Origin of the sequence: Plantactinospora sp. CA-294935 (genome assembly GCF_050936445.1) — a bacterium.
Classification (GTDB): Bacteria; Actinomycetota; Actinomycetes; order Mycobacteriales; family Micromonosporaceae; genus Plantactinospora.
Map to the genome: position 1 here is coordinate 3,108,877 of NZ_JBNJMU010000001.1, position 25,031 is coordinate 3,133,907.

At 71.2% G+C, this 25,031-nt stretch carries 34 protein-coding genes; 33 read left to right on the forward strand and 1 reads right to left on the reverse strand.

The features are described 5' to 3' along the window. Position 1 precedes the first annotated feature (1 nt). The 28 genes from rpsS to truA all read left to right on the forward strand — a co-directional run bounded on the left by rpsS (position 2) and on the right by truA (position 15,979). The gene (gene rpsS / locus ACQEVC_RS13905; protein WP_101368142.1) at positions 2 to 283 is read left to right on the forward strand and encodes a 30S ribosomal protein S19; all 282 of its coding nucleotides are present in this window, start codon (positions 2 to 4) and stop codon (positions 281 to 283) included. Between the two features lie 37 nt (positions 284 to 320). Continuing rightward, on the forward strand, positions 321 to 809 hold the full coding sequence (rplV, locus tag ACQEVC_RS13910; protein WP_318395951.1) for a 50S ribosomal protein L22: 489 nt from the start codon (positions 321 to 323) through the stop codon (positions 807 to 809). Beyond that, positions 809 to 1,687: a 30S ribosomal protein S3 gene (gene rpsC / locus ACQEVC_RS13915; protein WP_432876988.1), complete on the forward strand. Its 879-nt coding sequence runs from the start codon at positions 809 to 811 to the stop codon at positions 1,685 to 1,687. Before rplV ends, rpsC begins: the two co-directional genes overlap by 1 nt. A gap of 3 nt (positions 1,688 to 1,690) precedes the next feature. Beyond that, the gene (gene rplP, locus ACQEVC_RS13920) at positions 1,691 to 2,116 is read left to right on the forward strand and encodes a 50S ribosomal protein L16 (protein WP_192765393.1); all 426 of its coding nucleotides are present in this window, start codon (positions 1,691 to 1,693) and stop codon (positions 2,114 to 2,116) included. Further along, entirely contained in the window at positions 2,116 to 2,352 is a 237-nt protein-coding gene (gene rpmC, locus ACQEVC_RS13925; RefSeq protein WP_101368138.1) for a 50S ribosomal protein L29, read from the forward strand. Before rplP ends, rpmC begins: the two co-directional genes overlap by 1 nt. Continuing rightward, the gene (gene rpsQ / locus ACQEVC_RS13930; protein WP_318395949.1) at positions 2,349 to 2,627 is read left to right on the forward strand and encodes a 30S ribosomal protein S17; all 279 of its coding nucleotides are present in this window, start codon (positions 2,349 to 2,351) and stop codon (positions 2,625 to 2,627) included. The genes rpmC and rpsQ overlap by 4 nt, the downstream gene beginning before the upstream one ends. A gap of 113 nt (positions 2,628 to 2,740) precedes the next feature. Continuing rightward, positions 2,741 to 3,109 carry a 50S ribosomal protein L14 gene (gene rplN, locus ACQEVC_RS13935; RefSeq protein WP_007073026.1) on the forward strand — a complete coding sequence of 123 codons (369 nt, stop codon included), beginning with the start codon at positions 2,741 to 2,743 and terminating at the stop codon, positions 3,107 to 3,109. An 82-nt stretch (positions 3,110 to 3,191) separates the two neighbouring features. Beyond that, the gene (gene rplX, locus ACQEVC_RS13940) at positions 3,192 to 3,506 is read left to right on the forward strand and encodes a 50S ribosomal protein L24 (protein WP_203868110.1); all 315 of its coding nucleotides are present in this window, start codon (positions 3,192 to 3,194) and stop codon (positions 3,504 to 3,506) included. Beyond that, positions 3,503 to 4,072 carry a 50S ribosomal protein L5 gene (rplE, locus tag ACQEVC_RS13945; RefSeq protein ID WP_432876994.1) on the forward strand — a complete coding sequence of 190 codons (570 nt, stop codon included), beginning with the start codon at positions 3,503 to 3,505 and terminating at the stop codon, positions 4,070 to 4,072. Before rplX ends, rplE begins: the two co-directional genes overlap by 4 nt. A gap of 1 nt (position 4,073) precedes the next feature. Next, positions 4,074 to 4,259, forward strand: coding sequence for a type Z 30S ribosomal protein S14 (locus tag ACQEVC_RS13950; RefSeq protein ID WP_007073023.1), 186 nt, complete (start codon positions 4,074 to 4,076; stop codon positions 4,257 to 4,259). 154 nt (positions 4,260 to 4,413) lie between these two features. Further along, entirely contained in the window at positions 4,414 to 4,821 is a 408-nt protein-coding gene (gene rpsH / locus ACQEVC_RS13955; RefSeq protein WP_107260889.1) for a 30S ribosomal protein S8, read from the forward strand. A gap of 16 nt (positions 4,822 to 4,837) precedes the next feature. Further along, positions 4,838 to 5,380, forward strand: a complete 543-nt coding sequence (rplF, locus tag ACQEVC_RS13960) for a 50S ribosomal protein L6 (RefSeq protein ID WP_318395947.1) — start codon at positions 4,838 to 4,840, stop codon at positions 5,378 to 5,380. Continuing rightward, positions 5,377 to 5,766, forward strand: coding sequence for a 50S ribosomal protein L18 (rplR, locus tag ACQEVC_RS13965; protein WP_432876999.1), 390 nt, complete (start codon positions 5,377 to 5,379; stop codon positions 5,764 to 5,766). The genes rplF and rplR overlap by 4 nt, the downstream gene beginning before the upstream one ends. A gap of 30 nt (positions 5,767 to 5,796) precedes the next feature. Beyond that, positions 5,797 to 6,411 carry a 30S ribosomal protein S5 gene (rpsE, locus tag ACQEVC_RS13970; protein WP_101368132.1) on the forward strand — a complete coding sequence of 205 codons (615 nt, stop codon included), beginning with the start codon at positions 5,797 to 5,799 and terminating at the stop codon, positions 6,409 to 6,411. Further along, the gene (gene rpmD, locus ACQEVC_RS13975; protein ID WP_013735939.1) at positions 6,411 to 6,593 is read left to right on the forward strand and encodes a 50S ribosomal protein L30; all 183 of its coding nucleotides are present in this window, start codon (positions 6,411 to 6,413) and stop codon (positions 6,591 to 6,593) included. The genes rpsE and rpmD overlap by 1 nt, the downstream gene beginning before the upstream one ends. Continuing rightward, positions 6,593 to 7,036 carry a 50S ribosomal protein L15 gene (gene rplO / locus ACQEVC_RS13980; protein ID WP_101368131.1) on the forward strand — a complete coding sequence of 148 codons (444 nt, stop codon included), beginning with the start codon at positions 6,593 to 6,595 and terminating at the stop codon, positions 7,034 to 7,036. Before rpmD ends, rplO begins: the two co-directional genes overlap by 1 nt. Positions 7,037 to 7,271: 235 nt before the next feature. Beyond that, positions 7,272 to 8,603, forward strand: a complete 1,332-nt coding sequence (gene secY / locus ACQEVC_RS13985) for a preprotein translocase subunit SecY (protein ID WP_432877004.1) — start codon at positions 7,272 to 7,274, stop codon at positions 8,601 to 8,603. After that, positions 8,604 to 9,254, forward strand: coding sequence for an adenylate kinase (locus ACQEVC_RS13990; RefSeq protein ID WP_432877007.1), 651 nt, complete (start codon positions 8,604 to 8,606; stop codon positions 9,252 to 9,254). It begins immediately after the preceding gene. Positions 9,255 to 9,264: 10 nt separating this feature from the next. Next, complete coding sequence (gene map, locus ACQEVC_RS13995) at positions 9,265 to 10,116, forward strand: type I methionyl aminopeptidase (protein ID WP_432877010.1); 852 nt, start codon at positions 9,265 to 9,267, stop codon at positions 10,114 to 10,116. A 61-nt stretch (positions 10,117 to 10,177) separates the two neighbouring features. Then, on the forward strand, positions 10,178 to 10,765 hold the full coding sequence (locus ACQEVC_RS14000) for a DUF1707 SHOCT-like domain-containing protein (protein ID WP_432877013.1): 588 nt from the start codon (positions 10,178 to 10,180) through the stop codon (positions 10,763 to 10,765). 214 nt (positions 10,766 to 10,979) lie between these two features. Beyond that, entirely contained in the window at positions 10,980 to 11,201 is a 222-nt protein-coding gene (infA, locus tag ACQEVC_RS14005; protein ID WP_007073013.1) for a translation initiation factor IF-1, read from the forward strand. A 127-nt stretch (positions 11,202 to 11,328) separates the two neighbouring features. Next, positions 11,329 to 11,442: a 50S ribosomal protein L36 gene (gene rpmJ / locus ACQEVC_RS14010; protein ID WP_012184307.1), complete on the forward strand. Its 114-nt coding sequence runs from the start codon at positions 11,329 to 11,331 to the stop codon at positions 11,440 to 11,442. Positions 11,443 to 11,665: 223 nt separating this feature from the next. Then, on the forward strand, positions 11,666 to 12,046 hold the full coding sequence (rpsM, locus tag ACQEVC_RS14015; protein ID WP_107260877.1) for a 30S ribosomal protein S13: 381 nt from the start codon (positions 11,666 to 11,668) through the stop codon (positions 12,044 to 12,046). A 206-nt stretch (positions 12,047 to 12,252) separates the two neighbouring features. Next, complete coding sequence (rpsK, locus tag ACQEVC_RS14020; protein WP_030329919.1) at positions 12,253 to 12,660, forward strand: 30S ribosomal protein S11; 408 nt, start codon at positions 12,253 to 12,255, stop codon at positions 12,658 to 12,660. Between the two features lie 16 nt (positions 12,661 to 12,676). Further along, on the forward strand, positions 12,677 to 13,303 hold the full coding sequence (gene rpsD / locus ACQEVC_RS14025; protein ID WP_203868102.1) for a 30S ribosomal protein S4: 627 nt from the start codon (positions 12,677 to 12,679) through the stop codon (positions 13,301 to 13,303). A 112-nt stretch (positions 13,304 to 13,415) separates the two neighbouring features. Beyond that, positions 13,416 to 14,438, forward strand: coding sequence for a DNA-directed RNA polymerase subunit alpha (locus ACQEVC_RS14030; RefSeq protein ID WP_101368124.1), 1,023 nt, complete (start codon positions 13,416 to 13,418; stop codon positions 14,436 to 14,438). A gap of 68 nt (positions 14,439 to 14,506) precedes the next feature. Next, positions 14,507 to 15,064 carry a 50S ribosomal protein L17 gene (rplQ, locus tag ACQEVC_RS14035; protein ID WP_432877022.1) on the forward strand — a complete coding sequence of 186 codons (558 nt, stop codon included), beginning with the start codon at positions 14,507 to 14,509 and terminating at the stop codon, positions 15,062 to 15,064. Between the two features lie 81 nt (positions 15,065 to 15,145). Then, a complete protein-coding gene (truA, locus tag ACQEVC_RS14040; protein WP_432877024.1) occupies positions 15,146 to 15,979 on the forward strand; it encodes a tRNA pseudouridine(38-40) synthase TruA in 834 nt (277 codons plus the stop codon). 57 nt (positions 15,980 to 16,036) lie between these two features. On the opposite strand, the gene ACQEVC_RS14045 is transcribed toward truA, so the two are convergent. Continuing rightward, the gene (locus ACQEVC_RS14045) at positions 16,037 to 16,807 is read right to left on the reverse strand and encodes a hypothetical protein (RefSeq protein WP_432877027.1); all 771 of its coding nucleotides are present in this window, start codon (positions 16,805 to 16,807) and stop codon (positions 16,037 to 16,039) included. 2,218 nt (positions 16,808 to 19,025) lie between these two features. Here ACQEVC_RS14045 and ACQEVC_RS14050 point away from each other — a divergent pair. From ACQEVC_RS14050 to ACQEVC_RS14070, 5 genes are all read left to right on the forward strand, one after another. Continuing rightward, positions 19,026 to 19,631, forward strand: coding sequence for a class I SAM-dependent methyltransferase (locus ACQEVC_RS14050; protein ID WP_432877029.1), 606 nt, complete (start codon positions 19,026 to 19,028; stop codon positions 19,629 to 19,631). 244 nt (positions 19,632 to 19,875) lie between these two features. Beyond that, positions 19,876 to 21,555, forward strand: coding sequence for an ABC-F family ATP-binding cassette domain-containing protein (locus ACQEVC_RS14055; RefSeq protein ID WP_432877031.1), 1,680 nt, complete (start codon positions 19,876 to 19,878; stop codon positions 21,553 to 21,555). 227 nt (positions 21,556 to 21,782) lie between these two features. After that, positions 21,783 to 22,847, forward strand: coding sequence for a lysylphosphatidylglycerol synthase domain-containing protein (locus ACQEVC_RS14060; RefSeq protein ID WP_432891367.1), 1,065 nt, complete (start codon positions 21,783 to 21,785; stop codon positions 22,845 to 22,847). Positions 22,848 to 22,892: 45 nt separating this feature from the next. Then, complete coding sequence (locus ACQEVC_RS14065) at positions 22,893 to 24,140, forward strand: glycosyltransferase (RefSeq protein WP_432877034.1); 1,248 nt, start codon at positions 22,893 to 22,895, stop codon at positions 24,138 to 24,140. Then, the gene (locus tag ACQEVC_RS14070; protein WP_432877036.1) at positions 24,137 to 24,910 is read left to right on the forward strand and encodes a class I SAM-dependent methyltransferase; all 774 of its coding nucleotides are present in this window, start codon (positions 24,137 to 24,139) and stop codon (positions 24,908 to 24,910) included. The genes ACQEVC_RS14065 and ACQEVC_RS14070 overlap by 4 nt, the downstream gene beginning before the upstream one ends. Positions 24,911 to 25,031: the final 121 nt, after the last annotated feature.

Sequence of the window (25,031 nt, forward strand, 5' to 3'; positions counted from 1 at the left end):
CATGCCTCGCAGCCTGAAGAAGGGCCCGTTCATCGACGACCACCTGCTCAAGAAGGTGGAGACGCAGAACGAGAAGGGCTCGAAGAACGTCATCAAGACCTGGTCGCGCCGCTCGACGATCATCCCGGACATGCTCGGGCACACGATCGCCGTGCACGACGGGCGCAAGCACGTCCCGGTGTTCATCACCGAGGCGATGGTCGGGCACAAGCTCGGTGAGTTTGCGCTGACCCGCACGTTCAAGGGTCACGAGAAGGACGACCGGAAGAGCCGCCGGCGCTGAGCGCCGACCACGGATAAAGGATCAAGGGGTTTCAGCGATGCCAGTAAAGGGCGACGCTCCGGTGCTTCCGGGCGCGCGGGCGGTTGCGCGACACGTGCGCATCTCGCCGACCAAGGCGCGCCGGGTGGTCAACCTCGTCCGCGGTCTGCCCGCGAAGGAGGCGCTCACGGTGCTGCAGTTCGCGCCGCAGGCGGCGAGTGAGCAGGTTTACAAGGTGCTCGCGAGCGCGATCGCCAACGCGGAGAACAACGAGCGGCTGGACCCCGACGCGCTGCTCGTCAGCGAGGCGTTCGTGGACGAGGGCCCGACGATGAAGCGGTTCCAGCCGCGGGCGCAGGGCCGGGCGTACCGGATCCGCAAGCGGACCTGCCACATCACCATCGTGGTGGAGGCCGTCGCGCCGGCGGCGCCGGGCGGCCGGGGCGCGGCGAAGAAGGCCGCTCCGGCCAAGGCGACCGCGCCGGCCGAGGCCGAGCCGACGACCGAGGCAGCGGAGACGCAGAGCAAGACGGAGGGTGCCGAGTAATGGGTCAGAAGGTTCACCCGCACGGGTTCCGGCTCGGCATCTCGACCGACTGGAAGTCCCGCTGGTACGCGGACAAGCTCTACAAGGACTACATCGCCGAGGACGTCAAGATCCGGCGGATGATGTCCAAGGGCCTGGAGCGGGCCGGCATCTCCAAGGTCGACATCGAGCGGACCCGGGACCGGGTCCGGGTCGACATCCACACCGCCCGGCCGGGCATCGTCATCGGCCGCAAGGGCGCGGAGGCCGACCGGATCCGTGGCGAGCTGGAGAAGCTGACCGGCAAGCAGGTGCAGCTCAACATCCTCGAGGTGAAGAGCCCGGAGTCGGACGCACAGCTCGTCGCGCAGGGCGTGGCCGAGCAGCTCTCCAGCCGGGTCAGCTTCCGGCGGGCGATGCGTAAGGCCATGCAGTCCGCGATGAAGAACCCGATCGTGCGGGGCATCCGGGTGCAGGTCTCCGGCCGGCTCGGCGGCGCCGAGATGAGCCGTACCGAGTTCTACCGCGAGGGTCGGGTGCCGCTGCACACGCTGCGGGCCAACATCGAGTACGGCTTCTTCGAGGCCCGGACCACCTTCGGCCGGATCGGCGTGAAGGTCTGGATCTACAAGGGCGACGCCGTACCCGGTCGGGAGGCCCCGGCCGAGGCGGGTCCGGCACGTCCGCGCCGTGAGCGGGGCGACCGTCCCGACCGGCCGCGTCGTGGCCGCTCCGGCTCCTCCGGCACCACCGCCGGCGGCACCGAGGCGGGCCGGGCGGCGGCCGCGGAGATCTCCGGTACGCCCGCCGAGGCGACGAACGACAGCGCCGCGCCGGCTACCGCCGCGGCGACTCCGGCGGGTTCCGCCGGAACGGACAGCTCAGCGCAGGAGGGCTGACAGATGCTGATGCCGCGCAAGCCCCCGAAGGGCTTCCGCAAGCCGCACCACCCCGACCGCCATGGCGCGGCGAAGGGCGGCACCCGGGTGGTGTTCGGCGAGTTCGGAATCCAGGCGCTCGAGTCCGCGTACCTGACCAACCGGCAGATCGAAGCGGCGCGTATCGCGATGACCCGGCACATCAAGCGCGGTGGCAAGGTCTGGATCACGGTCTTCCCGGACCAGGCCCTGACCAAGAAGCCGGCCGAAACCCGGATGGGTTCCGGTAAGGGCTCGCCCGAGTGGTGGGTGGCCAACATCAAGCCGGGGCGGGTGCTCTTCGAGATGTCCTTCCCCAACGAGCAGATCGCGCGAGAGGCGATGCGTCGCGCGATCCACAAGCTCCCGATGAAGTGCCGCATTGTGACGCGTGAAGTGGGTGAAAGCTGATGGCCGCGGGCGTTAAAGCCGGCGAGCTGCGTGAGCTCTCCGAGGAGGAGCTGGTCAGCCGGCTCCGGGAGGCCAAGGCGGAGCTGTTCAACCTCCGCGTCCAGTCGGCGACCGGTCAGCTGGACAACAACCGCCGGCTCCAGGTCATCCGCCGGGAGATCGCCCGGATCTACACGATCATGCGTGAGCGTGAGCTTGGGCTTTCGGCCGCGCCGACTGAGGTGACTGCATCATGAGCGAAGAAACCACCACTGCCAAGGCGCGGGCCCAGCGCAAGGTCCGCGAGGGCCTCGTGGTCAGCGACAAGATGGAAAAGACCGTGGTCGTCGAGGTCGAGGACCGGGTCAAGCACGCGCTGTACGGCAAGGTCATGCGCCGCACCAGCAAGCTGAAGGCGCACGACGAGCAGAACGCGTGCGGCGTGGGCGACCGGGTGCTGCTCATGGAGACCCGTCCGCTGTCCGCCACCAAGCGGTGGCGGGTCGTGGAGATCCTCGAGAAGGCCAAGTAAGAGCCGTACCGCAGGCTCAGGGTTCCGCCAAGCTCAGCCGGCACGGGACTTCGGTCGACGAAGGCAGGCCGGATCCACCGCCGGCTGAGAACTGGCAGACATAGGAGATAGACGTGATTCAGCAGGAGTCGCGACTGCGCGTCGCCGACAACACGGGTGCCCGGGAGATCCTGTGCATCCGGGTGCTCGGTGGCTCCGGTCGGCGCTACGCGAGCATCGGCGACGTCATCGTGGCCACGGTCAAGGACGCCATCCCCGGTGCCGGTGTGAAGAAGGGCGACGTCGTCAAGGCCGTCGTCGTCCGCACCGCGAAGGAGAAGCGGCGGCCGGACGGCTCGTACATCCGATTCGACGAGAACGCGGCCGTGATCATCAAGGATGGTGGCGACCCGCGCGGTACCCGTATCTTTGGCCCGGTAGGCCGTGAGCTGCGGGACAAGCGGTTCATGAAGATCATCTCGCTCGCGCCGGAGGTGTTGTAACCGTGACCGAGCGCAGCGAGGGAACCAGCAGGCTCAGGCGGTGTGACCTTCAGGCACGCGCCGACCGGAGGGAGGTGCGGGCATGAAGGTCAAGAAGGGCGACACGGTCATCGTCATCGCCGGCAAGGACAAGGGTGCCAAGGGCAAGGTCATCGCGGCCTACCCGCGGCAGGACAAGGTCCTGGTCGAGGGCGTGAACCGGGTCAAGAAGCACACCCGCATCCGCACCACCCAGCGCGGTGCGAAGACCGGCGGCATCGTCACGCAGGAGGCCGCGATCCACGTCTCGAACGTGATGGTCCTGGACTCCGACGGCAACCCGACGCGGGTCGGGTACCGGTTCGACGAGGGTGGCCAGAAGGTCCGCATCGCGCGTAGCACCGGTAAGGACCTGTGATGACGGCAACCGAGACCAAGACGCTGCCCCGGCTCAAGCAGCGGTACCGCGAAGAGATCGCGGGCCAGCTCCGCGAGCAGTTCCAGTACGGCAACCCGATGCAGGTGCCCGGCCTGGTCAAGATCGTCGTCAACATGGGCGTCGGCGAGGCTGCCCGGGACGCGAAGCTGATCGACGGCGCCGTACGCGACCTGGCCACCATCTCCGGCCAGAAGCCGCAGGTCCGCCGGGCCCGCAAGTCCATCGCGCAGTTCAAGCTCCGCGAGGGCATGCCGATCGGCGCCAAGGTGACCCTGCGCGGCGACCGGATGTGGGAGTTCCTGGACCGGCTGCTCTCGATCGCGCTGCCCCGGATCCGGGACTTCCGTGGTCTGGACGGGCGCAAGCTCGACGGGCACGGCAACTACACGTTCGGCCTGACCGAGCAGTCGGTGTTCCACGAGATCGACCAGGACCGGATCGACCGCGTACGGGGCATGGACATCACGGTGGTGACCACCGCCAAGACCGACGACGAGGGCCGGGCGCTGCTCAAGCTCCTGGGCTTCCCGTTCAAGGAGAACTGAGATGGCGAAGAAGGCGCTGATCCTCAAGGCCGCCGCGAAGCCGAAGTTCTCGGTTCGCGCGTACACCCGCTGCCAGCGTTGCGGGCGGCCGAAGGCGGTCTACCGCAAGTTCGGCCTCTGCCGGGTCTGCATCCGGGAGATGGCCCACCGCGGTGAGCTGCCCGGCGTGTCGAAGGCTTCCTGGTGACACTGCGCCCCATCCGTGGGTGGCGGAGCGAGCACCGTGACGCCACCCGCTTTGGGCCCAGCCACGTCCCGACCGATATCCGGGGCGAGGATCGCAACGCCGTAGGCCCGGGCCACTGCCCCGGGAACCCCGGCGAGAAAGGCTGACGAGATCCATGACGATGACCGACCCGATCGCAGACATGCTGACGCGTCTGCGTAACGCCAACCAGGCGTACCACGACCGGGTGACGATGCCCTACTCGAAGATCAAGGCGAACATCGCCGAGGTCCTCAAGTCCGAGGGCTACATCGCCACCTGGGCCGTCGAGGAGCCCGAGGAGGGCGTCGTCGGCAAGCGACTGGTCGTCGAGCTTAAGTACGGCCAGAACCGGGAACGGAGCCTGGCCGGCATCAAGCGCGTGTCCAAGCCCGGCCTCCGGGTGTACGCCAAGTCGGACGGGCTCCCGCGGGTGCTCGGTGGACTGGGCGTGGCGATCATTTCGACGTCCCAGGGGCTGCTGACCGACCGGCAGGCCCGCAAGCGGAGCGTTGGCGGGGAAGTCCTCGCCTTCGTCTGGTAACGGGAGACAGAGAGAAATGTCGCGTATTGGACGTAAGTCGATCCCGGTGCCGTCCGGCGTCGAGGTGACCATCGACGGTTCGACCGTCAAGGTCAAGGGGCCGAAGGGCGAGCTGTCGCACAACCTGGCCGAGCCGATCACGGCGGAGCGGGGCGAGGACGGCCAGCTGCACGTCAACCGGCCGAACGACGAGCGCAAGGCCAAGGAGCTGCACGGCCTGAGCCGTACGCTGGTGGCGAACATGATCACCGGGGTGACCGAGGGCTACCGCAAGACCCTGGAGATCGCCGGTACCGGTTACCGGGTCACCGCCAAGGGCAGCGACCTGGAGTTCGCGCTCGGGTTCTCGCACCCGGTGCAGGTGAAGGCTCCGGCCGGGATCACCTTCACGGTCGAGCGGCCCACCCTGTTCCACGTGGCCGGCATCGACAAGCAGCAGGTCGGCGAGGTTGCCGCCAACATCCGGAAGATCCGTCCGCCGGAGCCGTACAAGGGCAAGGGCGTCAAGTACCAGGGCGAAGTGATTCGTCGCAAGGCCGGAAAGGCAGGTAAGAAGTGACCGCCACACTGCTCAAGCGCCGCCGCGGGGTTGCCGCCAAGCGCGCCATCGGGCGGGCGCGTCGGCACTTCCGGGTCCGCAAGACCGTCGTCGGCACCGCCGAGCGGCCGCGTCTCGTGGTCACCCGCTCGCTGCGGCACATCACCGCGCAGATCGTGGACGACGGCAAGGGCCACACGCTGGTCTACGCCTCGACCATGGACGACTCGATCCGGGGCACCGAGGGCGACAAGAGTGCCCTGGCCGGCAAGGTCGGCGCGCTCATCGCCGAGCGGGCCAAGGCGGCCGGGATCGCCAAGGTCGTCTTCGACCGCGGTGGCAACCAGTACGCGGGGCGGATCGCCGCGCTGGCCGACGCGGCCCGCGAAGCCGGGCTCGAGTTCTAACCCCGTCACGAGGAGAGAGGAAGGCTGCTGATGCCAGGTCAACAGCGCCGTGGCGGCGGGTCCGGTGGCAACGAGGGTGGTCGCCGCGACAACCGCCGTGAGGGCGGTCGCGGAAACGCGCCCGCCGAGAAGACGCCGCACCTTGAGCGGGTCGTCGCCATCAACCGGGTTGCCAAGGTCGTGAAGGGCGGTCGTCGCTTCAGCTTCACCGCCCTGGTGATCGTGGGCGACGGCGACGGCACGGTCGGTGTGGGCTACGGGAAGGCCAAGGAGGTGCCCGCGGCGATCGCCAAGGGCGTCGAGGAGGCCAAGAAGCACTTCTTCAAGGTGCCGCGGATCGGTGCCTCGATCCCGCACCCGGTGACCGGTGAGGACGCCGCCGGTGTGGTGCTGCTCAAGCCGGCCAGCGCCGGTACGGGCGTCATCGCCGGTGGTCCGGTCCGGGCCGTGCTGGAGTGCGCGGGCATCCACGACGTGCTCTCCAAGAGCCTCGGCTCGTCCAACCCGATCAACATCGTGCACGCCACGGTGGCGGCCCTGAAGGGGCTGGAGTCGCCGGAGGCGGTCGCGAAGCGTCGGGGCCTGCCGGTCGAGGACGTCGCCCCGGCCGCCATGCTGGCGGCCCAGGCGGGGGTGACGGCCTGATGGCACGCCTGAAGGTGACCCAGGTCCGGTCCGGCATCGGGACCAAGCACAACCAGCGCGAGTCGCTGCGGTCGCTCGGTCTCAAGCGGATCAACGACGTGGTGGTCAAGGAGGACCGTCCCGAGATTCGGGGCATGATCTTCACCGTGAGCCACCTCGTGAAGGTCGAGGAGGTCGAGTAATGACGATCAAGGTCCATCACCTGCGCCCGGCCCCCGGAGCCAAGACCGAGAAGACCCGGGTGGGTCGCGGTGAGGGTTCGAAGGGCAAGACCGCCGGTCGCGGTACCAAGGGTTCCAAGGCCCGGAAGAACATCTCGGCGGCCTTCGAGGGTGGGCAGATGCCCATCCACATGCGGCTGCCGAAGCTGAAGGGCTTCAAGAACAAGTTCAAGGTCGTGTTCCAGGTGGTCAACCTGGACCGGCTCGCCGAGTTGTTCCCGGAGGGCGGCCAGGTCGGTCCGCAGGAGCTGGTCCAGGCCGGCGCCGTCCGCAAGGGGCAGCCGGTGAAGGTTCTCGGTACCGGGGAGCTGGGCGGGGTCGCCCTCCAGGTGTCGGCGCACGCGTTCAGCGCGTCGGCCAAGGAGAAGATCACCGCTGCCGGCGGCTCGGTGACGGAGCTGTAGGACGTGGCGGTCGAGGCGCTCGCCCAGTTCACGGCAACTGGCGGGCGCCACGGCCTACTAGGGGGCCGTTGGTCCCGTTAACATCGGAAGCGGTGAATGTTCCCCGGGTGGATCTGCCCGGGAGCGCGCCGGACTGTTAGAGTCCGATCCCAGCTATGGGTATCGGGTCGATCGCCCGACAACCACCCCGTCCCGCCACGAACCACCGGCGGCCGCCTCGCGCAGGAGGAAGAAGTTGCTCTCCGCCTTTCTCAGTGCGTTCCGCACGCCTGACCTGCGCAAGAAGCTGCTGTTCACAGTAGGCATCATCGCGGTCTACCGGCTCGGTGCGACGCTGCCCAGCCCCGGCGTCTCCTACGGCAACGTGCAGAAGTGCATCGAAACCATGGAGGAGGGCGAGGGCAACGGCGTTTTCAACCTGCTCAACCTCTTCTCCGGCGGCGCGCTGCTCTCGCTGTCGGTCTTCGCGCTGGGCATCATGCCCTACATCACCGCCTCGATCATCCTGCAGCTGCTCACCGTGGTCATCCCGCGGCTGGAGCAGCTCCGCAAGGAGGGCCAGGCCGGTCAGGCGAAGATCACGCAGTACACCCGCTACCTCACCCTCGGCCTGGGCATCCTGCAGGCCTCGGCGTTCGTGGCGCTGGCCCGCTCCGGCCAGCTCTTCAACGGGATGTGCCAGGAGTTCCCGATCATCCCGGAGGGCACGGGCCTGCCGACCTGGCTGACCGTGACCGTGCTGGTGATCACGATGACCGCCGGTACGGGCGTGGTGATGTGGCTCGGCGAGCTGATCACCGACCGGGGCGTCGGCAACGGAATGTCGGTGCTGATCTTCACCTCGATCGCCGCCCGGCTGCCCAGCGAGGGTTGGACCATCAAGAACAACAAGGGCTGGGGGATGTTCGGCCTGGTGCTGGTCCTGGTCCTGGTGGTCATCACCGCGGTCGTCTTCATCGAGCAGGCGCAGCGCCGGATCCCGGTGCAGTACGCCAAGCGCATGATCGGCCGGCGGATGTACGGCGGCACCTCGACCTACATCCCGCTGAAGGTCAACCAGGCGGGTGTGATCCCGGTCATCTTCGGCTCGTCGCTGCTCTACCTGCCGTCGCTGCTGCTCCAGTTCTTCGATCAGAACAACCTCAACGGTTGGCAGACCTGGGTGCAGAACCACCTCGTGCAGCCGGACAGCCCGACCTACATCAGCGTGTACTTCCTGCTGATCATCTTCTTCACGTACTTCTACGTCTCGATCACGTTCAACCCGACCGAGGTCGCGGACAACATGAAGAAGTACGGCGGCTTCGTCCCGGGCATCCGGCCCGGCAAGCCGACCGCCGACTACCTCGACTTCATCCTGAGCCGGATCACCCTTCCCGGTGCGCTCTACCTGGGCCTGATCTCGATCCTGCCGAACTTCTTCTTCATCTGGCTGGACAACCAGCAGTTCCAGAACTTCCCGTTCGGCGGCACCGCGGTGCTGATCATGGTCGGCGTCGGGCTGGAGACCGTGAAGCAGATCGAGAGCCAGCTCATGCAGCGGAACTACGAAGGGTTCCTGCGGTAGATGCGACTCGTTCTGGTCGGTCCCCCCGGGGCGGGCAAGGGGACCCAGGCCGAGTTCATCGCCGCCCACCTCGCCGTGCCCAAGATCTCGACGGGGGACATCTTCCGGGCCAACGTGTCGCAGGGCACCCCACTCGGTGTCGAGGCGAAGCGCTACATGGATGCCGGCAAGCTGGTGCCGGACGAGGTGACCATCAACATGGTCCGGGATCGGCTCGCCGAACCGGACGCGGCCGAGGGGTTCCTGCTCGACGGTTTCCCGCGGACCACTCCGCAGGCCGCCGCGCTGGACAAGCTGCTGGCCGATCTCGGCACCGCGCTCGACCTGGTGATGGAGCTGGTGGTCGACGACGAGGTCATCCGGCGGCTCTCCGGCCGGCGTACCTGCCGGGGCTGCGGCAAGGTCTGGCACATCGAGTTCGACCCCTCCTCGGTCGAGGGGCTCTGTGACCGCTGCGGCGGGGAGCTGTTCCAGCGCGACGACGACAAGGCCGAGACGATCGCCGAGCGGCTGCGCGAGTACGCCAGCAAGACCGCGCCGCTGATCGACTACTACGGCGCGCAGGGCAAGCTCGTCGGCATCGACGCCACCGGGCCGGTGGAGGACGTCACCGTCCGGGCTATCGACGCCCTCCGGTCGTACGGCGGATAGGCTGGGCACCATGCGCCGTCCCCAGCTGGACATTCAGCTGAAGACCCCGGAGCAGATCGAGCTGATGCGCGCCGCCGGGCTCGTCGTCGCGGCGGCCCTGGAGCGGATGCGTGCGGCCGTGGCCCCCGGCGTCTCCACCGCCGACCTCGACGCGATCGCCGAGTCGGTGATCCGGGAGGCCGGCGGCACGCCCTCGTTCAAGGGCTACCACGGCTATCCGGCGTCGATCTGCTCCTCGGTCAACGAGCAGATCGTGCATGCCATCCCGGCGCCGACCCAGGTGCTCCGGGACGGCGACCTGATCTCGATCGACTGCGGTGCCATCCTCGACGGCTGGCACGGCGACGCCGCGATCACGGTCGGGGTCGGCGAGGTCCGCCCCGAACTGCTCCGGATGGCCGAGGTCGCCGAGGACGCGATGTGGGCGGGGATCCGGGCCGCGGCGCGCGGCATGCTCAACGGTCGCGGCCGGCTGACCGACATCTCGTACGCGGTCGAGCGCGCGGTCCGGGCCGCCGGCCGGTACGGCATCGTCGAGGGGTACGGCGGGCACGGCATCGGCACCGAGATGCACCAGGACCCACACGTGCTCAACCACGGCCGGCCCGGGCGTGGCCCCCGGCTGGTGCCCGGGATGGCGCTGGCGATCGAGCCGATGGTGACCATGGGGTCCCCCCGGACGGTGGAGCTGGACGACGGCTGGACGGTGATCAGCCGCGACGGGTCGATCGCGGCCCACGTCGAGCACACGATGGCGTTGCTGGAGGACGGTGTCTGGGTGCTGACCGCGCCGGACGGCGGCCGGGCCCGGCTCGGCGACCTGGTCACCGCCCGGGAACCGGCCAGGTCCTCCGCCGGCTGACGGCCGCCTCCGGTCCGTACGGGGTAGGCGGGGCTGGACCCGCAGTGGCATCCTCGTAGTCATGGACCGGCGGGACGAGATGCGTGCTGCGGACTCCGACCGAGCGGTCGTGGCCGACCAGCTCCTGCGGGCACTGAACGAGGGCCGTCTCGACCTGGGCGAGTACGACGACCGGCTCCAGCGGGCGTACGCCGCGAAGACGTACGGGGACCTCGACGGACTCCTCACCGACCTGCCGGGTACGGTGCCGGTCGACCAGGCCCAGTTGGTGCCGACCGGTGACCCGAAGCGGCCGGTGCTCCGCCCCGGACCCGACGGCCGCTATCCGGGCGCCACCCGGGCCTGGCTGGCCGACACCTGGGACGGCTACTTCGGCCTGGTCGGCATCGTCGTCGCGATCTGGGCGGTCACCTCGGTGCTGGCGACCGACTTCCTCTACTTCTGGCCGGGCTGGGTGGCCGGGCCGCTCGGCGCGCTGCTGCTGGTCGGTACCGTCACGGGGCTGGCGAAGGGGGAGCCGCAGCGGTGGGCCGCCAAGCAGGCGGCGAAGCAGGCGGCGAAGGAACGGGCGAAGATCGAGAAGCGGGCCCGGGCGGAGGAGCGGAAACGCCGGCGGGACGAGCAGGCCGGCCAGGAGGAACCCGCCTGATATAGTCGCCTTCGTCCGATCCGGCGACCCCCAGGGTCCCGGGTTGGCGCTGGCGTGCGGGCGCGCGTACACTGGCTGATCGGCGCACAGCGTCCACTCCGGCATGCCCACCAGCGCTTCGGTGGGGCCGGAGCCGCGGCTGGCTCGGATGTTCTCCGTCCGGGAAAGGCGTTGTGAGCCGTCCGGAGTAACCGACGTCAGGACAGCGGAGGACATGCCGAAAAAAGACGGAGCCATCGAGATCGAGGGCCGAGTGATCGAGCCACTCCCGAACGCCATGTTCCGGGTGGAACTCGCCAACGGCCACAAGGTGCTGGCTCACATCAGCGGCAAGATGCGGCAGCACTACATCCGCATCCTGCCCGAGGACCGGGTCGTCGTCGAACTGTCGCCGTACGACCTGACCCGAGGGCGCATCGTCTACCGCTACAAGTGAACGTCGCCGGGCCGGTTGCCGGTCCGGACCTCGTGAACTGCCTGACGACGGCCGGGTGTCCGTGTCCGTCCTCAAGACTCGACGGCGTCAGCGCGCTGCCGGGCACAGATGGGAAAGTAAGGCAACCGTGAAGGTCAAGCCGAGCGTCAAGAGGATCTGCAACAAGTGCCGGGTGATCCGCCGGCATGGCCGGGTCATGGTCATCTGCACCGACCCGCGCCACAAGCAGCGCCAGGGCTGATCCGCCAACGTCGACCGGTGACGAGCCGGCGGCGTCGACGGTGGGTCCTGGCCGCAGATCCCGTACAACAACACAAGCTCGTCCCAGCCGCGAGCCGCGAGATCGCCCAGCGAGAACGCAGTCGTGGCTGACCCCCGGTCGGAGGCCGGGGCCCGCAGGTTTGGGCAGGCGGGGTGGGACGGGTACAGACCTCCGCGAAGAAATCCGAGGAGTACGCCCGCACATGGCACGGCTAGCCGGCGTCGATCTCCCCCGCGAGAAGCGGCTGGAGATCGCGCTCACCTACATTTTCGGGGTCGGTCGGACCCGCGCGGTCGAGACGCTCGCCGCCACCGGTATCTCCCCCGACAAGCGCGCCAAGGACCTCACGGACGAGGAGCTGGTCCAGCTCCGGAACCACATCGAGGCCAACTACAAGGTAGAAGGCGACCTGCGCCGCGAGGTCGCCGCTGACATCCGCCGCAAGGTCGAGATCGGCTGCTACGCGGGCATCCGGCACCGCCGGGGTCTGCCCGTCCGTGGTCAGCGGACCCGCACCAACGCGCGGACCCGGAAGGGCCCGAAGCGGACCGTCGCCGGCAAGAAGAAGCCCGGCAAGAAGTAGAACTGAACCGGAATTCGGGTCGGCGTCCGCCGAGGTAGGCCGGACTCCCATCCGACCGGGAAGTTCACCGGAATCCGGGTCGGCGTCTGCCGAGCCAGGCCGGACTCCCACCCGACCGGGAAGTTCACCGGAGCCCGGGTCGGCGTCCGCCGAGGTAGGCCGGACTCCAGCCCGTACCGGAAAGTCAACTAGGAGCGCACAGACTTATGCCACCGAAGGCTCGCGCCGGGGCCGCCGTCAAGAAGGTCCGGCGCAAGGAACGCAAGAACGTCGCCCACGGGCAGGCGCACATCAAGAGCACGTTCAACAACACCATCGTCTCCATCACGGACCCGACCGGTGCCGTCATCTCCTGGGCCTCCGCCGGCCAGGTGGGCTTCAAGGGTTCTCGCAAGTCGACTCCGTTCGCCGCGCAGCTGGCCGCCGAGGCCGCCGCGCGTCGGGCCATGGAGCACGGCATGCGCAAGGTCGACGTGTTCGTCAAGGGCCCCGGCTCCGGCCGGGAGACCGCCATCCGTTCGCTGCAGGCCGTCGGGCTGGAGGTCGGCCAGATCGCCGACGTCACCCCGCAGCCGCACAACGGGTGCCGTCCGCCGAAGCGTCGTCGGGTCTGAGAGGTAGACGAAGAACATGGCTCGTTACACCGGTGCCGACTGCCGCCGTTGCCGTCGGGAGAAGATGAAGCTGTTCCTCAAGGGCAGCAAGTGCGATGGCCCGAAGTGCCCGTTCGAGTCCCGGCCGTTCCCGCCCGGGCAGCACGGCCGGGGCCGTACCAAGGAGACGGAATACCTGCTCCAGCTTCGTGAGAAGCAGAAGGCCCGCCGGGTGTACGGCGTGCTGGAGAAGCAGTTCCGGGGGTACTACGAGGAGGCCGTCGCCAAGAAGGGCAAGACCGGCGAGATCCTCCTGCAGATCCTGGAGTCGCGTCTCGACAACGTGGTCTACCGGGCCGGCCTGGCCAAGTCGCGCGACCACGCGCGGCAGCTCGTCAAGCACGGTCACCTGACGGTGAACGGCCGCAAGGTCGACATCCCGTCGTACCGGGTGAAGGAGCACGACATCGTCGAGGTCCGGGCCAAGTCCAAGGAGCTGACGCCGTTCATCGTGGCGCAGGCCGAGGCCGGCTCGAAGACGGTGCCGGCCTGGCTGGAGGCGATCCCCAGCCAGATGAAGGTGCTGATCCACTCGCTTCCGGCCCGGGGCGTCATCGACACCCAGGTCCAGGAGCAGCTGATCGTCGAGCTCTACTCGAAGTAGCGGTTCCTGGCGTTCCCGCACTGGCTCCCGGCATCGACCGGGAGCCGGCGCGGGGTGCCGGACATCAGTTTGGGCATCAAATAGCGGGTGCCCCGAACGAAAAGGAAACAACATGCTCATCACCCAGCGGCCGACCCTCACCGAGGAGTCGATCAGCGAGACCCGGTCCCGGTTCACCATCGAGCCGCTCGAGCCGGGCTTCGGGTACACCCTGGGCAACTCGCTCCGCCGGACCCTGCTCTCCTCCATCCCGGGCGCGGCGGTCACCTCGATCAAGGTCGACGGTGTGCTGCACGAGTTCACCACCATTCCGGGCGTCAAGGAGGACGTGGTCGAGCTCGTCATGAACGTGAAGGAGCTCTGCGTCAGCTCCGACCACGACGAGCCGGTCAGCATGTACCTGCGCAAGCAGGGCCCCGGCGACGTCACCGCCGGTGACATCCAGCCCCCGGCCGGTGTCTCCGTGCACAACGCCGACCTCAAGCTCGCCACCCTGAACGGCAAGGGCCGGCTCGACATGGAGCTGACCGTCGAGCGGGGCCGTGGCTACGTCACCGCCGCGCAGAACAAGCAGGCCGGCGCCGAGATCGGCCGGATTCCGGTCGACTCGATCTACTCGCCGGTGCTGAAGGTGACGTACCGCGTCGAGGCGACCCGGGTCGAGCAGCGTACCGACTTCGACCGGCTGATCATCGACGTCGAGACCAAGGCGTCGATCGGGCCGCGTACCGCGCTGGCCTCCGCCGGTTCCACCCTGGTCGAGCTCTTCGGGCTGGCCCGGGAGCTGGACGAGAGCGCCGAGGGCATCGACATCGGCCCGTCGCCGCAGGACGCGCAGCTCGCCGCCGACCTGGCGCTGCCGATCGAGGAGCTGGACCTCACCGTCCGGTCGTACAACTGCCTCAAGCGCGAGGGCATCAACACGGTTGGCGAGCTGATCGGGCGTACCGAGGCCGATCTGCTCGACATCCGGAACTTCGGGCAGAAGTCGATCGACGAGGTCAAGATGAAGCTCGCCGGCATGGGGCTGGGGCTGAAGGACTCCGCTCCCAACTTCGACCCGGCGCACGTCGTCGACTCCTTCGGCGAGGCCGACTACGACACCGACGACTACCGCGAGACCGAGCAGCTTTAGTCCGGGGCTAGCCGGAGATCCGGCCACCCACTGGAGATCCGGCCACCCACTATTGAGGAGCACCAAGAATGCCCACGCCCACCAAGGGCCCCCGCCTCGGCGGTAGCCCCGCGCACGAGCGGATGATCCTGGCCAACCTGGCCACCGCGCTGTTCCAGCACGGCCGCATCACGACCACCCAGACGAAGGCCAAGCGGCTCCGTCCGCTCGCGGAGCAGCTCATCACCAAGGCCAAGCGGGGGGACCTGGCGTCCCGCCGGCGGGTGCTGACCGTCGTACGGGACAAGGACGTGGTCTTCACCCTGTTCGACCAGATCGCTCCCCGATTCGCCAACCGCAACGGTGGCTACACCCGGATCGTGAAGACCGTCCCGCGCAAGGGCGACAACGCGCCGATGGCCATCATCGAGCTGGTCGAGGAGCTGGTCGTCGCCCCGGCGGCGCCGGCGAAGAAGACCACCGCCCGCAAGGCGGCGCAGCAGGACAAGGTCGAGGCGCTCGCCCCGGACGAGGAGAACCCGCGTTCGTCGTCGACGGAGGACGACCAGGACGCCGAGGCACCGGAGTCGCGCTCCGGTGACACCGGGGCGGCCCGGGAGGACACCGACGAGGCGGACACCAAGTAACGCCGACGAACGACGCCGGGCCCGGCATCCCCGCGGGGGTGTCGGGCTGCGGCATATCTGGAGCTGGTCGTGGAGCACGAGGTGGATGAGGAGCGGACCCGGGTACGCCTGGACGTCGCCTACGACGGCGGCGACTTCTCCGGCTGGGCCGCGCAGCCCGGTCGGCGTACCGTCGCCGGGGTGCTGGTCGAGGCGCTGACCAGGATCGTCGGGGCGGATCGGGTCAGTGGGCTGACCGTGGCGGGGCGGACCGACGCCGGTGTGCACGCCAGCGGGCAGGTCTGCCATCTCGACCTGCCCGGCGCGGTGTGGCGGCAGTGGGCGGAAACGCTGCTGCGCCGGCTCGCCGGAGTACTGCCGCCGGACGTCCGGGTCCGGGCCGTGACCCAGGTACCGGCCGAGTTCGACGCCCGGTTCTCGGCCACCTTCCGGCGTTACGAGTACCGGGTCACCGACGCCCCGTACGGCGCCGAGCCGCTGCGCCGGCACGAGGTGCTCGCCTGGCCCCGCCCGCTCGACCTGGCGGCGCTGAACCGGGCCGCCGCCGGGCTGGTCGGCGAGCACGACTTCGCGGCGTACTGCCGGCGCAAGGAGAACGCCACGACGGTGCGGGAACTGACCCGGCTGGACTGGCGGCGGGATCCGGACGGACTGCTGGTGGCCACCGTGCAGGCCGACGCGTTCTGCCAGTCGATGGTCCGCAGTCTGGTCGGGGCGATGCTGGTGGCCGGGGACGGGCGCCGCCCCGTCGACTGGCCGGGGGGGCTGCTCGGGCGGCGGGAGCGGGCCAGCGAGGTGAGCGTGGCGCCGCCGCACGGGCTGACCCTGGTCGCGGTCGGCTATCCCGAAGACCCTGCCGAGTACGCCAGCCGCGCGCTGCGTACCCGTCGGCTCCGGCTCACCGCCTCGGCCTGAACCCGGCCGGCGGGCCCGGCGGTGTCGCGCCGCCGGGCCGGTGCGGCGGGCCGGTGCTCAGTCGGACCCCGCCGGGCTCGCCGGCCCGGACGGGGCGAGGATCCGCTGGTCGAGCACCTTGCCGCGCAGGTACACCTCGATCATGTCGGAGAGGATCTGCCGGGCGAACAGGTCCTCGTCGCCGATGGTCTTGCCGTCGCTCTTGGCCACGACGCAATAGATCAGGAAGTGGCCCCGGACGTGCCAGCCGGCCTGGGCCGAGGCGGCCGTGACGGCCTCGGTGCCGCGTCCGGCGGCGAGGCCCAGGAAGCGCCCCTTCCGGCCGTCCACGATCGGCTTTATCTTCTCGCGCGCCGAGGTCGCCCCCGCCTCGTCCGCCAGGTTGACGATGCCGGCGGTCGCGACGTACAGGCCGGTGGGGGAGAGTACCGTGCCGCGAACGAACTGGCTGCATCCGGCCTCGGCCAGCACGGTGGCGATCTGGCCGTCGGCGGCAAGGTCGCAGTCCTCCGCCGCCTGGGTCTTCAGCAGCTCGTACGGCGACTGCTCGGGGTCGACCAGCACCTCCTTGCCGCCCGGGAAGACCTCCTTGACGGTCAGCGGGGCCGGATCGGCGGCGCGGGAGCTGATGTCCCGGGGCGCGGCGCCGGCACCGGTGCCGTCAGCCGCCCGGGAGTCCCGGCCGACGGGGTCGTCGACCATGAAGAAGTAGGAGCTGAGCCCGCAGATACCGAGCAGGAGCAGCACGCCGAGCGAGCCAATGATCAACTGCCAGGTCCGCTTGGAACTGCGCAGTGGTGCGCCCGCGTTGCCGGAGGTCGACGGCACGGTGGCGAGGGCCGAGCCGGCGGCGGGTTTGCCCGAGGTGGTTGCCGGGGCGGGCGCGGGCGGCGCGGTAACGGCCGACTTGGGCGCCCTCTCGGGGCCCGGCGCGCGGGCCGGGGAGGCAGTACCGGCCGGCCCGGTACGCGCACCCTGTGCCGGCGGCCCCGACCGCGGGCCGGCGGGTGGCCCGGACCGCGGGCCGGCGGGTGTGCCCGGGGCCCGATCGTGCGGCGGACCGGTGCGCGGCCCGGCGGGTGATCGTGGTACGCCGTCCGGTGCGGCGCCGGGGCGTGCGCCTGGGCCACGGTCCAGCGGTGCGGCGCCGGATGGCCGGCCGCGTGGTCCGGCGGGTGATCGCGGTACGCCGTCCGGTGCGGAGCGTGGCCCGGCGGGTGAGCCGGGGCCACGGTCCAGCGGCGCCGCCCCCGGTGACCCCGAGCGGGGACCCGCGGGTGAGCCCGGAGCCCGGTCGTACGGCGGGCCGGTGCGCGGCCCGGCGGGTGAGCCCGGGGTCCGGTCGTGCGGCGGGCCGGTGCGCGGCCCGGCGGGTGAGCTCGGCGGGTTTCCGGCGGGTGAGCCCGGCGGGTTTCCGGCGGTCCGGGACCGGCGCGGGGGCGGTGGACCGGCCGGCGCCGGCCTACCCGGTTCGGGGCCGGGCCGGATGACACCATCCGCCCCAGGATCTCCCGGTCGGGGTCGTGGTGCCCCCGTCGGCGCAGCACCGGACGCCGGACCGGAGCGGGCGGAGCCGCGGGTGCCGGCCCGGCCTGCGGGGGGAGGTTCGGCGGGAGCCGGCCCGCCCGGCCGTCGTACGCCCGGGTTCTCCGGGCCTGGCCGGGGCGGCATGGCGCGGTCCAGCGGAGGTCGGACCGGCCCGCCGCGGTGCTCGGCCGGGCCGTCGGCGGACCTGCGGCGACCGGCGGGCGGCCCGACAGGGTCCGAAAGGCCGGGCCGGAGCGGCTCCTGGTCGGCCGAGGGAGGGCGTCGCTGTCGTGGCACCGGAGCAGGCCGTGGCGCGGCGGCCGGACCCTCCCCGGGGCCCGGTCGGTACGGGTCGTCCACCCCGGAGGCACGCTCGGGCTGGGCCCGACGTCGACCGCCGGTGGCACGCTCCCGCGAATCGGCGCTCCCGGGCGCGGCCGGGCCGGAGGCGGTGCGGGGCGGCCCGAACGACTCGACGCCGGACGAAGCCGGCCCGACGGGAACGCCGCGGCCCGCCCGCGGCGATCGGCCGCCCGGACCCGGCCCGCCCTCGTCGGCGGGCAGCTCGTCGGCGGGCATCCGGGCGCCGGGAACCGGCCGGACGCCGGGGGCCATCCGGTCACGAGGGCCGGGGCGGTCACCGGTGACCGACCGACCGCCGGGGACCGGCCGGCCGCCACCGGGAGGTCCGTCCTCGGGGCCGGTCAGATGGCGTCCGCCACCCGCGCTGCGGATCGGGCTGCCGGGGGGCAGACGATCCTGGCCGGGACGATTCGAGGGCAACCGGTCGCGGGTCTGGCCGCCGGGGGGTCCGAGTGGGTCGGGGACCGGCTTGCCCGGCGGCGGATAGCCGGCACCCGGCCCTGGGCCGTCGGGCTCGGGAGCGCCGTGCCGGGCACGACGAGACCGACCGGGGGACTCCACGGAGCGCCCCGGGCCGTCCGGCGCACGGCCGGGCGACGCCTCCGGGTACCGGCCGGCCGGCCCGTCGGCGTATCGGCCGGTTGGTCCGTCCACGTGCCGGTTAATTGGTCCGTCCGCGTGCCGGCCCGGCCCCTCAGGGAATCGGCCGGAGGAATCGATGGAGCGGCCCGGAGCCGTCACCGGCCGACCTGGACGGTCTGCCGGTCGACCTGGCCCGTCTTCCGGCCAGCCGTGGGAGGAGCCCGGTGCAGGGGGCTCCGGAGTGGACGGACCGAAGCGGGCCGCCGCTGGTAACCCGTCGGACCGCTCGGCTCCGGACCGGCGCCGGGCGGCTCGGCCCGGCGGCGGACCGGCCGCCGGATCCGCATCGTCCGAAGGCTGATCGGCGGGATCTCGTCGAGACCGTGGCGGTCCACCACCCGGTCGAGGTCCACGCCCATAAACCATGTCGCACAGGGTAACGGAAATGCGGATCGGCGCGCCGCCGTGGATGAGTCTCAGTTGGTGAGAGAGTGGGCATTTGCCCGGAAGCCGGGCAGGGCCCGGAGTACGGCCACTGGCGAGAGCGCCCGCGCGGTAGGCGAGAATGCGTGGCGTGACCGGCGACCACTATTTCAGCACCGAGCCCGCGACCAGCGCCGACCGGCGTACGGTGGCGTTCTCCGTCGAGGGGTACGACTACTCGCTGACCTCCTCGGCCGGGGTCTTCTCCGCCGACCGGCTGGATCCCGGCACCGCCGTACTGCTGCGCAAGGCCGAGTTGCCCGGGCCGGAGACCGGCGGAGCACTGCTCGACCTGGGCTGCGGTTACGGGCCGATCACCTGCGTACTCGCCACCCGGGCGAGCGCGGCCACCGTCTGGGCGGTCGACGTCAACGGCCGGGCCCGCGAACTCACCGGCGAGAACGCCGAGCGGCTCGGCCTGGCCGACCGGGTACGCGTCGCCGCACCGGACGAGGTGCCGGAGGACCTCTCCTTCGCGCAACTGTGGTCGAACCCGCCGATCCGGATCGGCAAGGAGGAACTGCACGGCATGCTGCGGCGCTGGCTGCCCAGGTTGGCGCCGGACGGCGTGGCATGGCTGGTGGTGGCCCGGCATCTCGGCGGTGACTCCCTCCAGCGCTGGCTCGTCGAGGCCGGCTGGCGGGTCGAGCGTCACGCCAGCCAGAAGGGTTACCGGGTGCTCCGCGTCACCCGCTGACCGCCCCGCGCCGGTCGTCGCGGCCCGAGCCGAAACCGGTTCGCTGACGCTGGCCGGCGTCGCTGCTCTTGTTTTCGAGTGGCCGCCGGAACCGGCCTTCAATCCTCTTTCAGGTTGGTCCCGGAACCCGGTCTCCCGTCCTCTTCCAGACTCGCCCCCGGAACCCGGCATTCCGCCCGGGACCCGGCGTCACGCCGCTGAAACCCGGTGTCGTCGGGAGGGGCGATTGGGGCAGGATGCCGACGTGGGTTACGTGGACGTCGCCGGAGTCGGTCACATCCTGCCGGATGGCCGGCAGTTGTTCGCCGATGTCTCGTTCCGGGTCGGCGAGGGCGCCAAGGTCGCCCTGGTCGGGCCGAACGGCGCCGGCAAGACCACCCTGCTGAAGATGGTGGCCGGCGACCTGCCCACCCGGACCGGAGCCATCGCCCGCTCCGGCGGACTGGGCGTGATGCGCCAGTTCATCGGCATGATCGGCGATGAGTCGACGCTGCACGACCTCGTACTCTCGCTCTCGCCGGCAGGGCTGCGCGTGGCGGGGGAGCGGCTGGCGGCGGCCGAGGTGGCGCTGCACGACGCCGAGGTGCGCGGCAAGTTCAGCAGTGCCGCCGGCAAGGCCCAACTGGCGTACGCGGAAGCGCTGACCGCCTGGGGCGAGGCCGGGGGCTACGACGCCGAGGTGCTCTTCGACACCGTCTCCACCATCGTGCTGGAGCTGCCCTGGGAGAAGACGCGCAGCCGACCGGTACGCACCCTTTCCGGCGGGCAGCAGAAGCGGTTCGCCCTGGAGTTGCTGCTGCGCGGCATCGACGAGGTGCTGCTGCTCGACGAGCCGGACAACTTCCTCGACGTGCCGGGCAAGCGCTGGCTGGAGGGGCGGCTGCGGGAGTCGGCGAAGTCGGTGCTCTACGTGTCGCACGACCGGGAACTGCTGGCCCGCACCGCCGACCGGGTGGTCGCGGTGGAGGGCGGCAGCGCCTGGGTGCACCCGGGCGGCTTCGGTAGCTGGCACGAGGCCCGGCTCGCCCGGCACGACCGGCTGGAGGAGCAGCGTCGCCGCTGGGACGAGGAACACCAGAAGCTGCGCGAGCTGATGCTGATGTACAAGCAGAAGGCGGCGTACAACGACGGGATGGCCTCCCGCTACCAGGCGGCGCAGACCCGGCTGCGCAAGTTCGAGGAGGCGGGGCCACCACCCGTACCGCCGAAGGACCAGGACATCCGGATGCGGCTGACCGGCGGGCGTACCGGCAAGCGGGCGATCGTCTGCGAGCAGGTCGAGCTGGACGACCTCACCTTCCCGTTCGACCTGGAGATCTGGTACGGCGACCGGGTGGCGGTGCTCGGCGCCAACGGTACGGGGAAGTCGCACTTCCTCCGCTTGCTCGCCCGGGGCGGCACCGACCCGGAGCCGGCCAACGGCCCGGTCGACGGCGGCCTGGCGCTGGCCCCGGTCCGGCACGGCGGGGTGGCCAGGTTGGGTGCCCGGGTCCGGCCCGGCCACTTCTCCCAGACCCACGACCGGCCGGAGCTGCTCGACAAGACCCTGGTCGAGGTGCTGTGGCGGGGCGACGACCACCGGGCCGGGATGGACCGGCACACCGCGATGAAGGCGCTGAACAGGTACGAGCTGGCCGGTCAGGGCGACCAGCGGTTCGGCACGCTCTCCGGTGGACAGCAGGCCCGGTTCCTGGTGCTGCTGCTGGAACTCTCCGGCGCGACCCTGCTGCTGCTGGACGAGCCGACCGACAACCTGGATCTGGCCTCGGCCGAGGCCCTGGAGGCCGGTTTGCGGGCGTTCGAGGGGACGGTGCTGGCGGTCACCCACGACCGCTGGTTCACCCGGTCGTTCGACCGGTTCCTGCTCTTCCGGGGCGACGGTGAGGTGGTCGAGACCCCGGAACCGGTCTGGAACGTGGGCTGAGCCGAGCCGGCCACGCCCGCCGGCCATGCCCCGCCCGCGTCCATCGGTGGCGCGCGGCGGAGGTGGTGACGAGTCCGGGCCGGTGGCGGAGGTGGTGACGAGTCCGGGCCGGCGGCGGAGGCGGTGACGAATCCGGGCCGGCGGCGGAGGCGGTGGGCGGGCCAGGTTGCGGCAACCGCGTGGCTCTCCGGGTTGGCGGTGTAACGCGGAGTATCGTCCGTGTCGTGATGCCGCGCGCAACCGGCCGGTGGCGCCTGGTGCGGAGGATCGCCCAGGTCGCGGTGACCGCGGCATTCCTCGGCCTCGTCGGCTGGTCCGTCGCGAGCCGGTGGGACGAGGTGCCGGCCGTGCTAGACGAACTCTCCGTGCCGGGCCTGCTGCTGGCCGGACTGGCCGCCGTCGCCGGGGCGCTCTGCGGCTGCCTGGCCTGGCGAGCCATCCTGGCGGACTTCGGCGCCGAACTTCCGCTGGGCGGCGCGGCGCGGATCTTCTTCGTGGGGCAGTTGGCGAAGTACCTCCCCGGCAAGGTCTGGCCGATCCTGGTGCAGGCCCGGCTCGGACAGGCGTACGGGGTGCCGGGGCGGGCGTCGGCGGCAGCGGCGTTACTGGCGATGCTCGTCACGCTCGGCACCGGCCTACTGCTCACCGTCGTCGCCCTGCCGGTGCTGGACGATCGGGCCGTGACGGACTACTGGTGGGTCCTGCTGGCCGTCCCGCCCGCGTTGCTGGTGCTCTGGCCGCCGCTGGTCAACCGGATCCTCGCCGCGCTGCTCCGGCTGGCCCGCCGCGAGCCGATGCCCCGGCCGCTGTCCCTGCGCGGCATCCGCGGGGCCGTCGGGTGGTCGCTGGCGACCTGGCTCGGCTACGGTACGCACCTCTGGCTGCTCCTGGCCGACGTCGGTGCGGGCGGTCCGGACCTGCTGCTCCGCTCGATGGGCGCCTTTGCCGGTTCCTGGTCGGTCGGGTTTCTGCTGGCCGTGGCGCCGGCCGGGGTCGGCCCCCGGGAGGTGGCGCTGCCCCTGCTGCTCGGTCCGACCGTCGCCGGGCCGACCGCGCTGGTCGCCACCGTGCTGTCCCGGCTGCTGCTGACCCTGGTGGACCTGCTCCTGCCCGCCGTCGCGATCTCGGTCCAGTGGTCGGGGCGTCGACTCTCCGCCCGGGTACCCGGGCAGTCACCACCCTCCGAACCCTCCTCGCCCGATCCGCCGCCGCCCGGGGCGCCTCTGCCGGGGGCACGCTCGCCCGAACTGCCGTCGGCCAGGTCGACGGATTCCGCGACGCGCCAGTGGTGACGACGGAACGTGCCGGCGGGCGTACGGGGCGTTACGCTGATGCTCGTGCGCTGGCTGGTGTTCGGCAGCTACGACGTACGGCGACATCCCCGGGTCGGCGTACTCGTCGAAGGGCTCCGGGCAGCCGGTGACGAGGTGACCGAGCTGAACGAGCCGCTGACCCTGGACACGGCCGGCCGGATAGCCGTGCTCCGGCAGCCGTGGCGGCTGCCGCTGCTCGCCGGCAAGCTGGTCCGGTGCTGGGCCCTACTGGCACTGCGGACCCTGCGGCAGCGGCGTGCCAGCGCCACCGGCCCGGTCGACGCCGTACTGGTCGGCTATCTCGGGCACTTCGACGTGCACCTGGCCCGGCTGCTGTTCCGGGGTACGCCGATCGTGCTCGACCATCTCGTCTCCGCCGCCGGCACGGCCCGGGACCGGGGACTCGCCGCCGCCGGGGGTGTGCGGGGGCGGCTGATGCGGGCGATCGACGACGCCGCGCTGCGCCGGGCCGACGTCGTACTGGTGGACACCGCCGAGCACCTCGACGCGCTGCCGGCAGCGGCCCGGGACCGGGGGATCGTGGTACCCGTCGGAGCCGGCGCGGAATGGTTCGCGGCCGGCGCCCGTACCGCCCGGCGTCGCTGGCCCGGCGACCCGGCCGGCGGCGGTCGGTGGCGGCTGCGGGTGGTCTTCGTCGGGCTGTTCACCCCGTTGCACGGCACCCGGACCCTGGGCGCCGCGCTGGCCGCGCTGGCCGCCGACGACTCGATCGAGGTGAGCGTGGTCGGCACCGGGCAGGACCATCCGGCCTGCCGCCGGGCAGCCGCCGGCAACCCGCGAGTGACCTGGCACGACTGGATACCGACGGGTGAGCTGCCCGCGTTCGTCGCCGGGCACCACGTGTCGCTGGGCATCTTCGGCGAGACGGCGAAGGCCGGCCGGGTGGTGCCGACGAAGGTGTTCCAGGGCGCCGCCGCCGGCTGCGCCATCGTCACCTCCGACACCGTGCCGCAACGCCGTGCGCTCGGCGACGCGGCCGTCTTCGTGCCGACCGGCGATGCGTCCGCGCTGGCCACCGCGCTCCGCGGACTGGCCGGGGATCCGGGCCGGCTCGCCCGGCTGCGGCGGGCCGCAAGGCGACGGGCAGTCGAACACTTCTGGCCGGCGACCGTCGTGACAGCGGTCCGGCACCGGATCGACCCCACCGTCCACCGGGACGATTCCACGCCGCTGTCATCGGCGGGTACGTCCGGTGCGCCGACGGCGGCGGGCGGCAACCTGACCGCCGCTCCGGTCTGGTGGGTCGGATGACCGCGCTGGCGGCCGACCCGCCGCTGCCACCCCGGGCGGCCCTGCGCTGGAACGTCGTACGCCGGATCGTGGCGGAGTGCGGGCCGCGGAGCATCCTGGAACTCGGCTGCGGGCAGGGCTCCGTCGGTACCCGGCTGGCCCGGCTGGCCAGTTACACCGCGGCCGAACCCGATCCGCGCAGCTTCGCGACCGCGTACGCCCGGATCGCGCCGCTGGGCGGGACGGTACTGAACGGGGATCACCGGCAGGTACCGTCGGCCGGCGGCTACGACCTGGTCTGCGCGTTCGAGGTGCTGGAACACATCGCCGACGACCTGCCGGTGCTGACGGAGTGGCTGACCCTGGTCAGGCCCGGCGGCCACCTGCTGCTGTCGGTACCCGCCGATCCGGAGCGGTTCGGCGCCTGGGACACCCTGGTCGGACACTACCGGCGGTACTCCGCCGGGCAACTCCGGCAGCGGCTGCTCGACGCCGGTGCCACCGACGTACGGGTGGTGCACTACGGCTGGCCGCTCGGCTATCTGCTCGACTCCGTACGGGACCGCTGGGCGGGCCGCCACGCCGAGCGCGCCACCGGAGCCGGCGACCCCGATGTGGGGTTGGCGGGTGGGACGGCGGAGGAGCGCACCTCGACCTCGGGGCGGATCCTGCAACCGCACGGGGTGCTGGCCGGCGAGGCGATCCGGCTGGCCGTCTCGCCGTTCGTCGTCCTCCAGCGGATGCGCCCGGACCGCGGGCCCGGCCTCGTCGCGCTGGCGACCCGACCGTAGCCCTCTTGCCCGGACCACCTCTCAGTTCAGTCCGGGACTCGTTACGCTGCCAACCCAACTCTCCCGCCCGGGACCACCTTCCCGGACCAGGACCAGAAATCGGCCCGGGATCGGGAACTGG

What these genes read in the sequence shown, in the direction of transcription:
- rpsM (WP_107260877.1), top strand. Translation starts at nt 11,666, where the DNA reads ATGGCACGGCTAGCCGGCGTCGATCTCCCCCGCGAGAAGCGGCTGGAG.
- rpsC (WP_432876988.1), top strand. Translation starts at nt 809, where the DNA reads ATGGGTCAGAAGGTTCACCCGCACGGGTTCCGGCTCGGCATCTCGACC.
- rpmC (WP_101368138.1), top strand. Translation starts at nt 2,116, where the DNA reads ATGGCCGCGGGCGTTAAAGCCGGCGAGCTGCGTGAGCTCTCCGAGGAG.
- rpmD (WP_013735939.1), top strand. Translation starts at nt 6,411, where the DNA reads ATGGCACGCCTGAAGGTGACCCAGGTCCGGTCCGGCATCGGGACCAAG.
- rplO (WP_101368131.1), top strand. Translation starts at nt 6,593, where the DNA reads ATGACGATCAAGGTCCATCACCTGCGCCCGGCCCCCGGAGCCAAGACC.
- ACQEVC_RS13950 (WP_007073023.1), top strand. Translation starts at nt 4,074, where the DNA reads ATGGCGAAGAAGGCGCTGATCCTCAAGGCCGCCGCGAAGCCGAAGTTC.
- map (WP_432877010.1), top strand. Translation starts at nt 9,265, where the DNA reads ATGCGCCGTCCCCAGCTGGACATTCAGCTGAAGACCCCGGAGCAGATC.
- rplF (WP_318395947.1), top strand. Translation starts at nt 4,838, where the DNA reads ATGTCGCGTATTGGACGTAAGTCGATCCCGGTGCCGTCCGGCGTCGAG.
- rpsS (WP_101368142.1), top strand. Translation starts at nt 2, where the DNA reads ATGCCTCGCAGCCTGAAGAAGGGCCCGTTCATCGACGACCACCTGCTC.
- ACQEVC_RS14000 (WP_432877013.1), top strand. Translation starts at nt 10,178, where the DNA reads ATGGACCGGCGGGACGAGATGCGTGCTGCGGACTCCGACCGAGCGGTC.
- ACQEVC_RS14070 (WP_432877036.1), top strand. Translation starts at nt 24,137, where the DNA reads ATGACCGCGCTGGCGGCCGACCCGCCGCTGCCACCCCGGGCGGCCCTG.
- infA (WP_007073013.1), top strand. Translation starts at nt 10,980, where the DNA reads ATGCCGAAAAAAGACGGAGCCATCGAGATCGAGGGCCGAGTGATCGAG.
- ACQEVC_RS13990 (WP_432877007.1), top strand. Translation starts at nt 8,604, where the DNA reads ATGCGACTCGTTCTGGTCGGTCCCCCCGGGGCGGGCAAGGGGACCCAG.
- rpsE (WP_101368132.1), top strand. Translation starts at nt 5,797, where the DNA reads ATGCCAGGTCAACAGCGCCGTGGCGGCGGGTCCGGTGGCAACGAGGGT.
- rplV (WP_318395951.1), top strand. Translation starts at nt 321, where the DNA reads ATGCCAGTAAAGGGCGACGCTCCGGTGCTTCCGGGCGCGCGGGCGGTT.
- rplQ (WP_432877022.1), top strand. Translation starts at nt 14,507, where the DNA reads ATGCCCACGCCCACCAAGGGCCCCCGCCTCGGCGGTAGCCCCGCGCAC.
- rplX (WP_203868110.1), top strand. Translation starts at nt 3,192, where the DNA reads ATGAAGGTCAAGAAGGGCGACACGGTCATCGTCATCGCCGGCAAGGAC.
- ACQEVC_RS14060 (WP_432891367.1), top strand. Translation starts at nt 21,783, where the DNA reads ATGCCGCGCGCAACCGGCCGGTGGCGCCTGGTGCGGAGGATCGCCCAG.
- rpsQ (WP_318395949.1), top strand. Translation starts at nt 2,349, where the DNA reads ATGAGCGAAGAAACCACCACTGCCAAGGCGCGGGCCCAGCGCAAGGTC.
- rplP (WP_192765393.1), top strand. Translation starts at nt 1,691, where the DNA reads ATGCTGATGCCGCGCAAGCCCCCGAAGGGCTTCCGCAAGCCGCACCAC.
- rpsD (WP_203868102.1), top strand. Translation starts at nt 12,677, where the DNA reads ATGGCTCGTTACACCGGTGCCGACTGCCGCCGTTGCCGTCGGGAGAAG.
- ACQEVC_RS14030 (WP_101368124.1), top strand. Translation starts at nt 13,416, where the DNA reads ATGCTCATCACCCAGCGGCCGACCCTCACCGAGGAGTCGATCAGCGAG.
- rpsH (WP_107260889.1), top strand. Translation starts at nt 4,414, where the DNA reads ATGACGATGACCGACCCGATCGCAGACATGCTGACGCGTCTGCGTAAC.
- rpsK (WP_030329919.1), top strand. Translation starts at nt 12,253, where the DNA reads ATGCCACCGAAGGCTCGCGCCGGGGCCGCCGTCAAGAAGGTCCGGCGC.